The sequence below is a fragment of the Streptomyces sp. SudanB182_2057 genome, assembly GCF_964272715.1.
In the GTDB taxonomy this organism is placed as follows: domain Bacteria; phylum Actinomycetota; class Actinomycetes; order Streptomycetales; family Streptomycetaceae; genus Streptomyces; species Streptomyces rubradiris.
The window spans coordinates 1,738,543-1,753,403 of sequence record NZ_OZ186798.1 but is presented as its reverse complement, the minus strand read 5'-3'; the positions used below and the strand labels follow the sequence as shown (position 1 = coordinate 1,753,403).

General features: G+C 73.8%; 12 protein-coding genes. 5 read left to right on the top strand and 7 right to left on the bottom strand.

Features of this window, described 5'->3' with window-relative positions:
• Nucleotides 1-12: 12 nt before the first annotated feature.
• Nucleotides 13-1,839 carry an AMP-dependent synthetase/ligase gene (locus tag ACSURM_RS07330; protein WP_436954143.1) on the bottom strand — a complete coding sequence of 609 codons (1,827 nt, stop codon included), beginning with the start codon at nt 1,837-1,839 and terminating at the stop codon, nt 13-15.
• 442 nt (nt 1,840-2,281) lie between these two features.
• Nucleotides 2,282-3,784, bottom strand: coding sequence for an MFS transporter (locus tag ACSURM_RS07325; RefSeq protein ID WP_436954142.1), 1,503 nt, complete (start codon nt 3,782-3,784; stop codon nt 2,282-2,284).
• Between the two features lie 112 nt (nt 3,785-3,896).
• On the opposite strand from ACSURM_RS07325, the gene ACSURM_RS07320 reads away from it, so the two are divergent.
• Nucleotides 3,897-4,880 carry an Lrp/AsnC family transcriptional regulator gene (locus ACSURM_RS07320; RefSeq protein ID WP_436954141.1) on the top strand — a complete coding sequence of 328 codons (984 nt, stop codon included), beginning with the start codon at nt 3,897-3,899 and terminating at the stop codon, nt 4,878-4,880.
• Nucleotides 4,881-4,901: 21 nt separating this feature from the next.
• Here ACSURM_RS07320 and ACSURM_RS07315 read toward each other — a convergent pair whose 3' ends face one another.
• On the bottom strand, nt 4,902-5,771 hold the full coding sequence (locus tag ACSURM_RS07315) for a LysR substrate-binding domain-containing protein (RefSeq protein WP_436954140.1): 870 nt from the start codon (nt 5,769-5,771) through the stop codon (nt 4,902-4,904).
• A 151-nt stretch (nt 5,772-5,922) separates the two neighbouring features.
• Between ACSURM_RS07315 and ACSURM_RS07310 the strand changes: the two genes are divergently transcribed.
• Entirely contained in the window at nt 5,923-6,987 is a 1,065-nt protein-coding gene (locus tag ACSURM_RS07310) for a bile acid:sodium symporter family protein (protein WP_436954139.1), read from the top strand.
• Here ACSURM_RS07310 and ACSURM_RS07305 read toward each other — a convergent pair.
• Both ACSURM_RS07305 and ACSURM_RS07300 read right to left on the bottom strand, forming a co-directional pair.
• Nucleotides 6,937-8,805: an exo-alpha-sialidase gene (locus ACSURM_RS07305; protein WP_436954138.1), complete on the bottom strand. Its 1,869-nt coding sequence runs from the start codon at nt 8,803-8,805 to the stop codon at nt 6,937-6,939. The genes ACSURM_RS07310 and ACSURM_RS07305 overlap by 51 nt on opposite strands.
• Before the next feature lie 111 nt (nt 8,806-8,916).
• A complete protein-coding gene (locus tag ACSURM_RS07300; protein ID WP_436954137.1) occupies nt 8,917-9,834 on the bottom strand; it encodes a quinone oxidoreductase family protein in 918 nt (305 codons plus the stop codon).
• Between the two features lie 140 nt (nt 9,835-9,974).
• Here ACSURM_RS07300 and ACSURM_RS07295 point away from each other — a divergent pair, with 140 nt between their 5' ends.
• Complete coding sequence (locus ACSURM_RS07295) at nt 9,975-10,448, top strand: MarR family winged helix-turn-helix transcriptional regulator (protein WP_436954136.1); 474 nt, start codon at nt 9,975-9,977, stop codon at nt 10,446-10,448.
• A 21-nt stretch (nt 10,449-10,469) separates the two neighbouring features.
• Here ACSURM_RS07295 and fdhD read toward each other — a convergent pair whose 3' ends face one another.
• Entirely contained in the window at nt 10,470-11,318 is an 849-nt protein-coding gene (gene fdhD, locus ACSURM_RS07290) for a formate dehydrogenase accessory sulfurtransferase FdhD (protein ID WP_436954135.1), read from the bottom strand.
• Nucleotides 11,319-11,561: 243 nt separating this feature from the next.
• Between fdhD and ACSURM_RS07285 the strand changes: the two genes are divergently transcribed.
• Together ACSURM_RS07285 and ACSURM_RS07280 are read left to right on the top strand one after the other, a co-directional pair.
• The gene (locus ACSURM_RS07285) at nt 11,562-12,509 is read left to right on the top strand and encodes a beta-ketoacyl-ACP synthase III (RefSeq protein WP_436954134.1); all 948 of its coding nucleotides are present in this window, start codon (nt 11,562-11,564) and stop codon (nt 12,507-12,509) included.
• 184 nt (nt 12,510-12,693) lie between these two features.
• A complete protein-coding gene (locus tag ACSURM_RS07280; protein ID WP_436954133.1) occupies nt 12,694-13,371 on the top strand; it encodes a GntR family transcriptional regulator in 678 nt (225 codons plus the stop codon).
• 79 nt (nt 13,372-13,450) lie between these two features.
• On the opposite strand, the gene ACSURM_RS07275 is transcribed toward ACSURM_RS07280, so the two are convergent.
• Nucleotides 13,451-14,860, bottom strand: coding sequence for an OFA family MFS transporter (locus ACSURM_RS07275; protein WP_436954132.1), 1,410 nt, complete (start codon nt 14,858-14,860; stop codon nt 13,451-13,453).
• Nucleotide 14,861 lies beyond the last annotated feature (1 nt).

Genomic DNA, 14,861 nt, shown 5'->3' with positions numbered 1-14,861 from the left:
GGGGGGGAGGGGTCAGGCGCGGTAGAGCGCCTCCACCTCGTTCTCGTACGCCTTCTCGATCGCCTTCCGCTTCAGCTTCAGCGACGGCGTCAGCAGGCCGTGTTCCTCGGTGAACGGCTGGGCCAGGATGCGGAAGGTGCGGATCGACTCCGCCTGCGAGACCAGCGTGTTGGCGGCCACCACCGCGCGCCGCACCTCCGCCTCCAGATCCGCGTCGCGCACCAGCTCGGCCGCGGTCATCCCCGGCTTGCCGCGCATCTGGAGCCAGTGCTCGACCGCCTCCCGGTCCAGGGTGACCAGGGCGGCGATGTAGGGGCGGTCGTTGCCGACCACGATGCACTGGCCGACCAGCGGATGCTCGCGGACCCGCTCCTCCAGCACGCCCGGCGAGACGCTCTTGCCGCCGGAGGTCACCAGGATCTCCTTCTTGCGGCCGGTGATGGTCAGATAGCCGTCCTCGTCCAGCGCGCCCAGGTCGCCGGTGGCCAGCCAGCCGTCGTGCAGGGTCTCGTCGGTGGCCTTCTGGTTGTTGAGATAGCCCTGGAAGACGGTGTCGCCGCGCAGCCAGATCTCCCCGTCGTCGGCGATGTGCACGGTCACGCCCGGGACGGGCGGGCCCACGGTGCCGTAGCGGGTGCGCCCGGGCGGGTTGGCGGTCGCGGCGGCCGTCGACTCGGTCAGCCCGTAGCCCTCGTAGATCTGCACGCCCGCGCCCGCGAAGAACAACCCCAGCCGGCGGTCCATCGCCGATCCGCCGGACATCGCGTTGCGGATCCGACCGCCCATCGCGGCGCGGACCTTGGCGTACACCAGCTTGTCGAACAGCTGGTGCCGCATCCGCAGCGCCGCCGACGGCCCCGGCCCGGTGCCCCACGCCTTGGCCTCCACCGCCTCCGCGTACTTCACGGCGATGTCGACGGCCTTCTCGAACGGCCCCGACCTGCCCTCCCGCTCGGCCTTGCGGCGGGCGGCGTGGAACACCTTCTCGAAGATGTACGGCACCGCGAGGACGAACGTCGGCCGGAACGCGGCCAGATCGGGCAGCAGGGCGGCGGCGTGCAGCTGCGGCTGGTGCCCGAAGCGGACCCGGCCGCGGATCGCGGCGACCTCCACCATCCGCCCGAAGACGTGCGCCAGCGGCAGGAACAGCAGCGTGGACGCCTCGTCGCCCTCGCGGGAGTGGAACACCGGCTCCCACCCGCGCAGCACGGTGTCCGCCTCGCACATGAAGTTGCCGTGGGACAGCAGACAGCCCTTGGGACGGCCCGTGGTGCCGGAGGTGTAGATGACGGTGGCGACCGAGTCCGGGGTCACCGCCTGCCGGTGCCGGTGCACCACCTCGTCGTCCAGGTGCGCCCCGGCGTCGTACAGCTCCTGCACACAGCCGGCGTCCAGCTGCCACAGCCGGCGCAGCCGCGGCAGCCGGTCGATGACGGTGGCGACGGTCATCGCGTGGTCCTCGTGCTCCACGACCGCCGCGGTCACCTCGGCGTCGTACAGCATCCAGCGGCACTGCTCGGCCGAGGAGGTGGGGTAGACCGGCACCACCTGGGCGCCGATGGTCCACAGCGCGAAGTCGAACAGCGTCCACTCGTAGCGGGTGCGGGACATGATCGCGACGCGGTCGCCGAAGCGGACGCCGTCGGCCAGCAGGCCCTTGGCGAGGGCCATGACCTCGTCGCGGAACTCGGCGGCGGTCACGTCCCGCCACCGCCCGGCGGCGTCCTTGCGGCCGAGCGCGATGTGCCGGGGGTCGGTCAGGGCGTGCTCGAAGACGATGTCGGCCAGACCGCCCGCCGGCGGTGGCGACACCAGCGGAGGGTTGGTGAACTCGCGCAACCTCGCTCCCCGTTTTCTCGCGTCTCGGTGTCGCCGGTCCACGCACCGCTACAGCGCGGTGAAAGCTACCTCACACGATCGGTGCGCGGGAGGGGTCCGGAAGCCGGGCAAACCGTGCGTTCCGCCCCGGACGACCACCGGGAAATGCCCGCAGATGGGGAAGGGCCGGACACAATACCGACGGCACCGTAAGTTTCGGTACCGTAATCTCCACCGAATCTGTACGGGCCGCTTACGGTGGCCGACGCGCCGGTGACGGTGGCCGGATCCGTACAGGCCCCGGCGCCCCGCAGGGCCGGTGGGCCGGAGGGCGCGAGGCCGGTCCCGGCGTACGCGGGCGGGGCGGCCCCGGAGCCCTCGCCCCGTGACCACCCTGCGGCCCGTACCGGCCGCATTCCGCCGGTGTGCCGTCCGCCCGTGCCCCCGCACCCGCCGGAGGCGTTCAGCCTCCTGCCGCCGCCCTCTCGGGCGCTGCCTTCTCGGGCGCCTTCTCGGGTGTCGGACCGGGCGTCGGGCGGCCCGGCCGTACCAGCACCATCACCAGGGCGCCCGCCACCAGCCCGGCCAGGCCCGTCACCACCAGGGCGCCGTTCAGTCCCGAGGCGAACGCGGCCCGCAGGGAGTGCTCCGGGACCCCGTCGCGCAGCAGCGCCCCGGCGCCGCCCCCGGCCAGCGCGTGCGCCGTGTCCTGAGGGAGCCGGTCGGTCATCCGCGAGGTGACGACGGTGCCGACGGCCGCCACCCCGAGCGCGTAGCCCAGCTGCCGGACGGTGTTCACCGCGCCGCCCGCCATCCCGGCCCGCTCGGCCGGCACCGAGGCCAGCGCCGCCCCGGCCACCGTCGGCGCCACGAACCCGGTACCGGCCCCGACCAGCACGAACCCCGGCACCAGCGCCGTCCAGTCCGAGCCCGCGCCCAGCACCGCCTGGCACAGCGTGCCCGCGCCGACCAGCAGCAGCCCGCCGCCGACCGTCAGCCGGGCCGGCACCCCGTGCAGCAGCCGGCCCACCAGCACCGCCACCACCATGGACATCACCGTCATCGGCAGCAGCGTCAGTCCGCCGCGCACCGGCGACATCCCGAGCAGCGTCTGCATCCAGATCGACAGGTACGGAATGGCGCCGAAGGCCACCCCGTTGAAGGCGAACGCGCCCAGCATGGTGCCGACGAACGCGGGCCGGCGCAGCAGCGACAGATCCAGCAGCGGATGCGCCACCCGCCGCTCCACCAGCGCGAACACCACCACGGCCAGCGCGGCCACGGCGAACGAGAGCAGCGTGGCGGGCGCCGTCCAGCCGTCCTCGCCGGCCCGCACGACGGCGTACGTCGCCCCGCCCGCGAACACCGCGAAGGCCGCCGTCCCCGCCCAGTCGACGCTCATGCCGCGCGGCCCCCGCGACTCCGGGACCGTCCGCAGCGTCAGCCACACCGCCACCACGCTCACCGGCAGGTTCACGAAGAAGATCCAGCGCCAGCCCGGACCCTCGGTGATCAGCCCGCCCAGCACCGGGCCGACCGCCGCGGCGCCGCCGCTGACCGCGCCCCACACCCCGAGCGCTGCCGAGCGCTGCCGGCCCTGGTAGACCGAGCCCAGCAGCGGCAGCGTCGTCGCGAACATCGCCGCCCCGCCGACGCCCTGCAACGCCCGCGCCGCCACCAGCAGCCCCGGGTCCGAGGCCAGCCCGCACAACAGGCTGGCCAGCGCGAACAGCACCACGCCCACCACATGCACCCGGCGCCGGCCCAGGATGTCGGCCGCCGCGCCCGCCCCGAGCAGCAGCGCGGCCAGCGCCAGCGCGTACCCGTCGACCACCCACTGCAAATCACCCAGCGACGCGTGCAGCGAGCCCGCCATGTCCGGCAGCGCGACCACCACGATGGTCACGTCCAGCAGCAGCATGAACGTGCCCAGGCATATGGCCGTGAGCGTCCCCCAGCTCCGCAATCTCCTCAACTCCCTGTTCGAACGTGCGGTCAACCGCCGCGTACGATGTCCCGACGGCGGCCGATCGGACGTTCCAGCGGGCCCAGGGCGACGGAATCCGACGGGGGAGAGCATGCTGCGGATGGAATCCGACACCTTCGATCTGCTGGACCTCCAACTGCTCTCCGCGCTGGAGGTGGACGGCCGGGCCCCCTTCAGCCGGATCGCCGCCGTGCTCGGTGTCTCCGACCGCACTGTCGCCCGCCGCTACCGCCGCCTGTGCGCCGAGGGCGGGCTGCGGGTCGTCGTGCTGCGGGACGCCGCACGGCTCGGCGAGGACCAGTGGATGCTGCGGCTGCGCTGCGCGCCCGACGGCGCCGCCGTCATCGCCGACGCGCTCGCCCGGCGCCCCGACACCTACTGGATCGGGCTGTGCTCCGGCGGCACCGAGATCGCCTGCATCACCCGGCCGCGCAGCCCCGGCGACCACGACGACCTGCTGCTCGGCAAGCTGCCCCGCACCCCCAGCGTCGTCGAGATCCGCGCCCAGCAGCTCCTGCACCGCTTCTACGGCGGCCCGGTCGGCTGGCTGCCCAGGTTCCGGGCGCTCGACGCGGACCAGATCGCCGCGCTCCGCCCCGACCCGCCCGAGCCCGGGCCGGGCCCGGTCCGGCTGGAGCCCGGGGACGCCCCGCTGCTCGCCGTCCTCGAACGCGACGGCCGCGCCGGCTACCCCGAACTCCAGCGCGCCACCGGACGCTCCGAGTCCGCGCTCCGCCGCCGGGTGTCCGCCCTGATCGCCTCCGGCGCGGTGTACGTCGACGCCGAGTACGACACCGCGGTCCTCGGCTTCCCCAAGACGGCCATGCTGTGGATCACCACCTCGCCGGGCGCCCTGGACTCCGTCGGCCGGACCCTCGCCGGCCACGACGAGGTCGCGTTCGCCTCCGCCACCGCCGGCCCCTCCCAGCTCGTGGTCACCGTCGTCGTCCGCGACACCGCCGCCCTGTACGCCTACATCAGCGGACCGCTCGGCCGCCTGGAGGGCGTGCGGCACGTGGAGGTGACGCCCATCCTGCGCGGGGTCAAGCAGCTCACCTACCGCCCGGCGCGGTGACGCCCCGGCGGGCCGTGCCGGTCAGCCGCCGCTGCGGCGCAGCCGCTCGCCGCCGGCCAGGACCGCCGCCGCCAGCGCGTCGGCGGCGTCCCCGGCCGGGCCCCGGCGGCGGCCGTGCACCAGGACGAAGTCGACCTTGCCCAGCTCGGGCAGGCCCGCCCGCTCGGGCAGCCGGAACAGGCCCGGCGGGATCAGCCGCCGGGAGTGGGCCATCACCCCGAGGCCGGCCCGGGCCGCCGCGATCAGCCCGTTGAGGCTGCCGCTCGTGCACACGATCCGCCACGCCCGCCCCTGCCGCTCCAGCACCTCCAGAGCGCGGGCCCGGGTGATGCCCGGCGGCGGGTAGACGATCAGCGGAACGGGCCGGTCCGCCTCCAGCCGCAGCCGCTCCGCGCCGATCCACACCAGGTCGTCGCGCCACACCAGCGCGCCGCGCGGGTCCTCGGGCCGCCGCTTGGCCAGCACCAGGTCGAGCTTCCCGGCGGCCAGCCGCTCGTACAGCGTGCCGGACAGCTCCACCGTCAGCTCCAGGTCGACCTCCGGGTGGTCGTAGCGGAAGCCCTCCAGGATCTCCGGCAGCCGGGTCAGCACGAAGTCCTCCGAGGCGCCGAAGCGCAGCCGGCCCCGCACGCGCGTGCCGGAGAAGAACGCCGCCGCCTGCTCGTGCACCTCCAGGATCCGGCGGGCGAACCCCAGCATCGCCTCGCCGTCCTCGGTCAGCTCCACCGAGTGGGTGTCCCGGGCGAACAGCTGCCGCCCGGCCGCCTCCTCCAGCCGCCGCACATGCTGGCTCACCGTGGACTGGCGCAGCCCCAGCCGCCGGGCGGCCTGGGTGAAGCTCAGCGTCTGGGCGACTGCCAGGAAGGTGCGCAGGTGCGTCGGCTCGTACACAGCCCGAGCCTAACGGTCATCACGGAACGCGATGACAGTCAGAGCGGTATACCGGATTCCCGATCGGTGGCGGTGAGAGGACGATGGAGGGGGGTCCTGCGGGCCCCGGGACCGCACGACACAGCAAGAGACACAGAGCAATCGGAGCACCGTGACACGCCTGCGCCGGCCCAGTTGGCTGCCGATCGACCCGTACATCGTGCTGCTGCTCGGGACGGTGGGGCTCGCCGCCCTCCTCCCGGCGCGCGGCACGGCCGCCGACGTCACCTCGGGCGCCTCGACGGCCGCCATCGCCTTCCTCTTCTTCCTCTACGGCGCCCGGCTGTCCACCGGCGAGGCGCTGGACGGACTGCGCCACTGGCGGCTGCACCTCACCGTGCTGATCTGCACCTTCGTCATCTTCCCGGTGTTCGGGCTGGCCGCCCGGGGCCTGGTGCCGGCCCTGCTGACCCAGCCGCTCTACCAGGGCCTGCTGTTCCTGACGCTGGTGCCGTCCACCATCCAGTCGTCCATCGCGTTCACCTCCATCGCCCGCGGCAACGTCCCCGCGGCGATCTGCGCCGGGTCCTTCTCCTCCCTCGCCGGCATCGTGCTGACCCCGCTGCTCGCGGCGGGGCTGCTCGGCGGCGACGCCGTCGGGTTCTCCACGGACTCGCTGGTGAAGATCGTGCTCCAGCTGCTGGTGCCGTTCCTCGCCGGGCAGCTGCTGCGGCGCTGGATCGGCGCGTTCGTCACCCGGCACAAGAAGGTCCTCGGCCTGGTCGACCGCGGCTCCATCCTGCTGGTCGTCTACACCGCGTTCAGCGAGGGCATGAACCAGGGCATCTGGCACCAGGTCAGCCCGCTGCGGCTGGCCGGGCTGCTCGGTGTGGAGGCCGTCCTGCTGGCGGTGATGCTGGTCCTGACCTGGTACGGCGCCAAGGCGCTCGGCTTCGGCCGGGCGGACCGGATCGCCGTGCAGTTCGCCGGTTCGAAGAAGTCCCTCGCGTCCGGGCTGCCGATGGCGAGCGTCCTGTTCGGCAGCCAGGCGTCCCTGGCCGTCCTGCCGCTGATGCTCTTCCACCAGATGCAGCTGATGGTGTGCGCGGTCATCGCCAAGCGCCGCTCCCAGGACCCGGAGGCGGCCGAGGACGCGTCCCGGGAGCAGGGGGACGCGCCCGAGGAGTCAGCCGCGGACCCGGTCCAGGGGCAGCCGGAGAACCGTGTCCTGCGCTGACCGCAGCACCTCGGGGTCCGCCAGTTCCGCGTCGTCCAGCGCCCGGTCCCACACCCGCACCTCGTCCAGCGCGCCGGTGAGGAAGGCGCGGCCGTCCATGCGCTGACCCAGGTGCACGCCGAAGGCCGAGTTGCGGCTGACCGAGCCCGGTCGGTCCGCCGTGGAGACGGCCGTGCCGTCGACGGACAGCGACAGCAGCCCGCCGCCCCGGCGGAGCACGGCGTGGTGCCACCGGCCGTCGTTGTGGGCGACCGGGGTGCGCACGGACGCGGACTGCGGCGCCCCGGCCCCGTTCCGCACGGTGATCAGCGCCTGCACCCTGTCGTTCGCGGGTTCCCCGCGCAGCCACACCTGCGGCTGGCCGGTGCCGATCCCGCCCATCCACAGCAGCGGCTGCTCGCCGGCCGTCGCCGCGTACCGGAACCACAGCGACACCGTGAAGTCCTTCGTGCCGAGGGGGAGTCCGGCGCGGTAGGGCAGACGGACCGCGTCGTCCGTGCCGTCGAACTCCAGCGCGCCGCCCGACACGCCGTCGGTACGCTCGGGGCCGCCGAGCACCGCCGCCGGGCGGGCGTGCCGGGCGAGGTCGGGGGTGACCGGGTCGGGGTCGCGGCGCGGGGCGAGCCAGTCCTCGGTGAAGCGGGCGAAGCGGATCTCGTCCCGGGCGTCCACCGCCCCGCCCTCGTACAGCAGGCCGACCGCGGTCGAGCCGATGCGCACCAGGTCCGAGTAGCCGGACCAGTCGGTGGTGACGACCGTGCCCCGGTCCGCGCCGTCCCAGGTCCGCCCGCCGTCGTAGGAGGAGCGGATCATCATGGTGCGGCGCCGGTCGGGGTCGCCGGGGCAGGCGAGCAGCAGGCGGTCGCCGAGCCGCAGCAGCGAGCCCTGCACCTGCGGGGTGTACAGGTCCGGCAGGGCGCGGAAGGGCCCGGTGAAGGCGGTGCCGCCGTCCCGGCTGACGGCCTGGGTGCGGTGGCCGAGGTCGGTGCCGTCCTGCTCCCGCCCGCTGACCAGGACCGAGCCGTCGGAGCGCTCGGCGAGGGTGAGTTCGGAGGGCTTCTGCCGGAAGGTGCCGTCGGCGGCGATGGGCCAGGTGTCGGTGGCGCCGATCCGCCAGTGGCCGCCGTGGTCGTCGCTGACGATCAGCGCCGCGTGGTTGGCGGTGACCCTGGTGCCGTCCCAGGTCTCGGTGTTGACGCCGAAGACCAGGCGCCCCGCGTGGCGGCCGCGGGTGAGCTGGATGCCGTGCACGGGCCCGGTGGCGTACCAGGAGTTCCAGTCGGCGGGCAGGATCTCGGGGCTCAGGTCGCGCGGCGCGGACCAGGTCTCGCCGTCGTCGTCGCTGTACTGGAGGTGCGGGGTGCGGTCGCAGGGGACACGGCAGTTGCCGCTGTCGGTACGGCCGGTGTTGTACGTCTCCGCGAGCCAGATCCGGCCGGTGTCGCGGTCCACGACCGGCGCCGGGTTGCCGTGGGTGTCGCCGGCGCCCTCGTTGACGACCTGGAGCGGTCCCCAGGTGCGCCCGCCGTCGGTGGAGCGCTTGAGCACGATGTCGATGTCGGCGGCGTCGCCGCAGTTGAGGACCCGGCCCTCGGCGAACGCCAGCAGGGTGCCGTCGGTCGTGCGCACCACCGCCGGGATGCGGAAGCAGGCGTAGCCGGGGTCCTGGGCCGCCTTGAACAGCACCTGCTGCTCGAACTGCGGTCCCTTCGCGGTGGGTTGGGCACGGGCCGGCGCGGCGGGCAGGAACGGCATGAGCAACCCGGCCGCGGCGAGGGCGAGTACGGGTCTGAGGCGGGTGCGGAGACTCGGCGGCACGGTGCGGCCTGCCCTTCGTCGGCCGGATGAGCTGACATCCGGACATCCCACGTCCAACGTGCGCTCCCACGAAGGTAATTGCGGGGTGCGCCGCTCACAAGAAGCGTGCACTCACGGGCGCAGGACGACTTTGCCGAGGTTGGCCCGGCTGGTGATCACCCGGTGCGCCGCCGCCGCGTCCTGGAGCGCGAACTCCCCGTGCACGGCGGGCTTCAGGACTCCCTCGGCGTGCAGCCGCCACAGGTCCCGGCGCCACCGCTCGTACAGCTCCGGCCGCTCACGGGCGATCAGCGCCATCTGGAAGCCGGTCACCGACTTGGCGCCCACCAGCAGGTCGTACGCCTGGATCGTGCCGCCGCCCGAGCTGTAGGCGACCAGGCGGCCGTGCGGGGCGAGCGCGGCCAGGGCCGGGGCGAGCAGTTCGCCGCCGACGGCGTCCAGGACGCAGTCGACCGGCTCGCCCCAGCCGTCGTCGTCGTACCGCACGCAGTCGTCCGCGCCGAGGGAGCGGACGAAGTCCGCCTTCGCCGCGCTGGAGACGGCCCCCACCACCCGGCCCGCGCCGCGCGCCCGGGCGAGCTGCACCGCGAGGTGCCCGACACCGCTCGCCGCCGCCGTGACGAGGACCGACTCGCCCGGCGCGAGCCGTGCCGCCTTCAGCGCGCCGTAGGCCACCAGGCCGCTGCGCACCAGAGCGATCGCGGTGACGAACCCGGCGTCGTCCGGCACCGGCGAGGCCATGGCCTCGTGCACCACGGCGAAGTCGGCGTAGCCGTGCCCGAAGCACAGCCCGGTCACCCGGTCGCCGGCCCGGAAGCGGGACACGCCGGGACCGGTCGCCACCACCTCGCCCGCGACCTCCCCGCCCAGCGGCACCGGCTCGGCGGCCTCGGCCACCTTGCGGACCACCGGCAGGGTGAGGCCGACGGCGGCGCAGCGCACCAGCAGCTCGCCGGGGCCGGGCTCCGGGACGGGCGCCTCCTCCAGGAACAGGGGGCCGCCGGCGGACTCGTAGCGGACGCGACGCATCGCACACCTCCTCGGGCCGGGCACACCGGCGCCGTCGGTCACAGGACCGTTCGTTGGGAACACCCATGAATTCGTTGGGTGCCCCAACGGTAGGAGAGGTTCATTGGGAAGTCCAATGATTCTTCGGTTAGGGTGCGGTCATGGCCGAAGCACCCCTGCCCGCGATCCGTTCCCTGCCGAGCTGGCTGCTGGGCCGGGCCGCCGCCCGGGGCCGCGCCCTGGTCGCCGACGCCCTGGCGGCCGAGGGGCTGAGGATGTGGCACCACGTGGTGCTCTCCGCCGTCCGCGACCTCGCCCCGGTCGCCCAGGCCGACCTCGGCCGGAGCGTGAGCCTGGACCCCAAGGACGTGGTCGGCATCCTGAACGACCTCCAGTCCGCGGGCCTGGTCGAGCGCGCCCCCGACCCCCGCGACCGGCGCAAGAACGCCGTGACCCTCACCGACGACGGCGCCCGGCTCCTCGCCCGCTGCGAGAAGGCCGCGCGCGAGGCCAACGACGAGCTGCTCGCCCCGCTCTCGGCCGCCGAACGGGAGCGGTTCATGGAGCTGCTGGCCCGGATCTCCGGGGTCTCCGGCGTCCCGGGCGGCTCCGGGGACTCTCCTGCGGACGGCTGACGCCGCCGCCCGGCGGGCCCGTCAGCCGCGGGCGGCCGGCTCCGGCAGGGCGATGCGGTGGTCGCCCGCGTACACGTTCATCGAGGCGCCCCGCAGGAAGCCCACCAGGGTCAGACCGGTCTCCGCGGCCAGGTCCACCGCGAGCGAGGACGGCGCCGAGACGGCCGCCAGCACCGGGATGCCCGCCATGACCGCCTTCTGCGCCAGCTCGAAGGAGGCCCGGCCGGAGACCATGAGGATCGTCCGGGACAGCGGCAGCGCGCCGCTCTGCAGCGCCCGTCCCACGAGCTTGTCGACCGCGTTGTGCCGGCCCACGTCCTCACGGGTGTCCAGCAACTCCCCGTCCTCGTCGAACAGGGCCGCCGCGTGCAGCCCCCCGGTCCGGTCGAACACCCGCTGGGCCGCCCGCAGCCGGTCGGGGAGGCCCGCCAGCAGCTCGGGGGTGACCCGGAGCGGGGGAGTGTCGGCGATGGGCCAGCGCGCGGTGGTGCGGACGGCGTCCAGGCTGGCCTTGCCGCACAGGCCGCAGGAGGAGGTGGTGTAGACGTTGCGCTCCAGGGTGAAGTCCGGGAGGGCGAGGCCGGGGGCGGTGTGCACGTCGACCACGTTGTAGGTGTTGGAGCCGTCCGCCGTGGCGCCCGCGCAGTAGACGATGTTCCGCAGGTCCGCCGCCGTGGCCAGGACGCCCTCGCTCACCAGGAATCCGGCCGCCAGCGCGAAGTCGTCGCCCGGGGTCCGCATGGTGATCGCCAGCGGCTTGCCGTTCAGCCGGATCTCCAGGGGTTCCTCCGCGACGAGGGTGTCCGGACGGGTGGAGACCGCCCCGTCCCGGATGCGCAGGACCTTGCGTCGTTCCGTGACTCGTCCCATGTTCCGATCAGCCCCGGTTCTGTGCGTGCTGGCCGCCGACCGTCTCATTGTCCTGCACATGGGGAGCGGGGGACCGGGCGGGGGCGGGAACGGAGCGGGCGCGGAATGTGTGGACGTCCGACAGTCTGACCGGAGCCGACAATCGCGGCGCCGGTTTCCTGTGCCCTCACCTGCCGTCGTACCGGCCGGTCACTCGCCACACTGGTGGGTCCCGCCACCCACGGCCACGAGGGGATTCCCGCAATGAACGGCTCGCGCATCGTCGCCATCGGCCACTACCAGCCCGCCCGGGTGCTCACCAACGACGACCTGGCGGGCATGGTCGACACCAGCGACGAGTGGATCCGCAGCCGGGTGGGCATCCGGACCCGGCGCATCGCCGGCCCCGACGAGCCCGTGGACGAGCTCGCCGCGCACGCGGCCGCCAAGGCCCTCGCCGCGGCCGGGCTGACCCCGGACGACATCGACCTGGTCCTCGTCGCCACCTCCACCGCCATCGACCGCTCCCCGAACACCGCCGCCCGGGTCGCGGCCCGGCTCGGCATCCCCGGGCCCGCCGCGCTGGACGTCAACGTGGTCTGCGCCGGGTTCACCCACGCCCTCGCCACCGCCGACCACACGCTGCGGGCCGGTGCCGCCACCCGCGCCCTGGTCATCGGCGCCGACAAGATGTCCGACGTCACCGACTGGACCGACCGCAGCACCTGCGTCCTGGTCGGCGACGGGGCCGGCGCCGCCGTCGTGACCGCCTGCCCGCCGGGCACCGGACCCGGCATCGGGCCGGTGCTGTGGGGCTCGGTGCCCGAGATGGGGCACGCCGTGCGGATCGAGGGCACCCCGCCCCGGTTCGCGCAGGAGGGCCAGAGCGTCTACCGCTGGGCCACCACCCGGCTGCCGGCCATCGCCCGCCAGACCTGCGAGAAGGCCGGGGTGGCACCCGAGGACCTCGCCGGGGTCGTCCTGCACCAGGCCAATCTGCGGATCATCGAACCGCTGGCCCGGAAGCTCGGCGCCGTGCACGCGGTGATCGCCCGCGATGTCACCGAGTCCGGCAACACCTCGGCCGCCAGCATTCCGCTCGCCTTCTCCAAGCTGCTCGAACAGGGCGCCCTGAGCAGCGGCGACCCGGTGCTGCTGTTCGGCTTCGGCGGCAACCTGTCCTACGCCGGGCAGGTCGTGCGCTGCCCCTGAGCCGGGCCGCCGTGCGTGCGGGCTTCCGCGCGTACGGGCCGCCGCGCGTACGGGCTTCCGTGCGCCCCTGGTACGGCGTTCCCGCGGTCCTGGGTACGGGATCCCGTGCACCGTAGACTGTAGACGAAAGACAATCGATACCGAGCGTCCATCGCCCCCGTCGGACCCGCCCAGGAGGACCGCGATGTTGTCGACCGGACTGCCGCCCGGGGCGGTGCCCAGGCTGGAGCGGCCGGGCCCGCTGCGCGAGCGCGTGTACGAGGCCCTGCTGGAACTCATCACCACCCGCGCCCTGCGGCCCGGACAGCACCTGGTGGAGAGCGAACTCGCCGGGCACCTCGGCGTCTCCCGGCAGCCCGTGCGCGAGGCGCTGCAGCGGCTGAACACCGAGGGGTGGGTCGATCTGCGGCCCGCCCAGGGCGCGTTCGTGCACGAGCCGACCGAGGAGGAGGCCGACCAACTGCTCACGGTCCGCACCCTGCTGGAGGCGGAGGCCGCCCGGCTGGCCGCCGCGCACGCGGACAGCGCCGGCATCGCCGCCCTGAAGGAACTGTGCGCCGAGGGCGAGCGGGCCGTGGCGGCCGAGGACGTGGACCGCGCGGTCGCCCTCAACGCGGCCTTCCACGGCAAGGTGATGGAACTGGCCGGCAACACGGTCCTCGCCGGGCTCGCCGCCCAGGTGCACCGGCGGGTCCGCTGGTACTACACCCCGGTGGCCCGGCAGCGTGGCAGCCAGTCGTGGGTCGAGCACCGGGAGCTGATCGCCGCCATCGACGCCCGGGACGAGCAGCGCGCCACCCGGCTGATGCGCGAACACACCGAGCACACCCGGCGGTCGTACCACGAGCGCGAGACCGCCTGACCGGCACCGCCGGGCGTTCCCCCGTCCGCTGGAGGACGGGGGAACGCCCGGAACAGCACCGTGGGTTGAGCAGTGGGCCTCAGGTGGCCGGGCGCGGCGCCGGGGCCGGTACCCGGTCCGTGCCGCCCCGGCCCGGCTGCCGCAGCAGCAGGGCCAGCGCCGCCGCCGCCATCGAGACACCGCCGGCCAGCGCGTAGGCGCCGTCGTAGCCCCAGGCGCCGACCACCATGGAGCCGAGGCCGCCGCCGAACAGCCCGCTGATCAGCTTCCCGCTGTACACCAGGCCGTAGTTGGTGGCGTTGTAGTTCTCGCCGAAGTAGTCCGGGGTCAGCGCCGCGAACAAGGGGTAGAACGCGCCGCCGCCGAAGCCGGAGAGGAAGGCGAAGAACAGGAACAGCCACTGGTTCTTCGCCTCGCCGGCCCAGATGACGCCGAACTGGGCGAGTCCCAGCACCACGATGACGAACACCAGCGTCGTCCTGCGGCCCCACAGGTCCGACAGCCAGCCCACCACCGCGCGGCCGATGCCGTTGATGACGGCCATGACACCCATCGAGGAGGCCGCGACCAGCGGGCCGAAGCCGACCTCCTTGGCGAAGTCGACCTGGAAGGAGATCCCGAAGATCGACACCCCCGCCGTCATCACGACCATGACCCACATCAGCGGCAGCATCCCGGTCCGCACTGCCTCCTTGGGGGTGAACTGGCGTACCGCCGGCGGGTTCTTCGCCAGGCTCTTGGCACTCGTGCCGCTCTCCGGGCCCAACGGCGGGGCCACGTCGGCGGGCCACCAGTTCTTCGGCGGGTCCTGGAAGAAGAACGCGCAGACCGCGACCACGATCAGTACGTAGCAGCCGATCAGGTCGAGCACTTGGTCGTAATCCCCGGTGTCGAACGCGTAGTTGAAGATGAAGATGAAGGGCAGCGAGCCGTAGGCGAAGCCCCCGTTGACGAAGCCGGTCCTCGCCCCGCGCCGCTCCGGGAACCACTTGCCGACCATGTTGATGCACGTCGCGTAGATCAGCCCGGAACCGACTCCGCCCACGACACCGAAGCCCACGATCGCCGGTAGGACGTCGCGCAGATGGGCCAGGGCCAGGAAGCCGAGCAGACACATCACGGCGCCGATGTACATCGCCCGGCGCGCCGTGAGCAGGCCCCGCTCGCGTAGCCAGCCCGCCGGGAACGCGATGCCCGCCTGGAAGAAGATCCAGACGCTCAGGATCCAGAACGTGTCGCTCTGGGCCCAGCCGTGGGCCGCGGACAGGGTGTCCTCCGCGGAGCCGTAGGCGTACTCCGAGACGCTGATGGCCATCATGGAGACCCACGGGAGGTACACCATGAGCTTGCGGGAGTGACCGAGGATGTCCCGGTCCGTCTCACCGACGCGGTAGACCCGGCCGCGGGCGTCGGTCACCTCGCGGTAGGCGTGGTGCGGCCGGTCCGGTTCGGCCGGGGTCTGCCGTGTCCTCATGCGATCTGACGTCATG

Coding starts and splice junctions, on each gene's coding strand:
- ACSURM_RS07320 (WP_436954141.1), top strand. CDS start 3,897: ATGCTGCGGATGGAATCCGACACCTTCGATCTGCTGGACCTCCAACTG.
- ACSURM_RS07300 (WP_436954137.1), bottom strand. CDS start 9,834: ATGCGTCGCGTCCGCTACGAGTCCGCCGGCGGCCCCCTGTTCCTGGAG.
- ACSURM_RS07295 (WP_436954136.1), top strand. CDS start 9,975: ATGGCCGAAGCACCCCTGCCCGCGATCCGTTCCCTGCCGAGCTGGCTG.
- fdhD (WP_436954135.1), bottom strand. CDS start 11,318: ATGGGACGAGTCACGGAACGACGCAAGGTCCTGCGCATCCGGGACGGG.
- ACSURM_RS07285 (WP_436954134.1), top strand. CDS start 11,562: ATGAACGGCTCGCGCATCGTCGCCATCGGCCACTACCAGCCCGCCCGG.
- ACSURM_RS07280 (WP_436954133.1), top strand. CDS start 12,694: ATGTTGTCGACCGGACTGCCGCCCGGGGCGGTGCCCAGGCTGGAGCGG.
- ACSURM_RS07275 (WP_436954132.1), bottom strand. CDS start 14,860: ATGACGTCAGATCGCATGAGGACACGGCAGACCCCGGCCGAACCGGAC.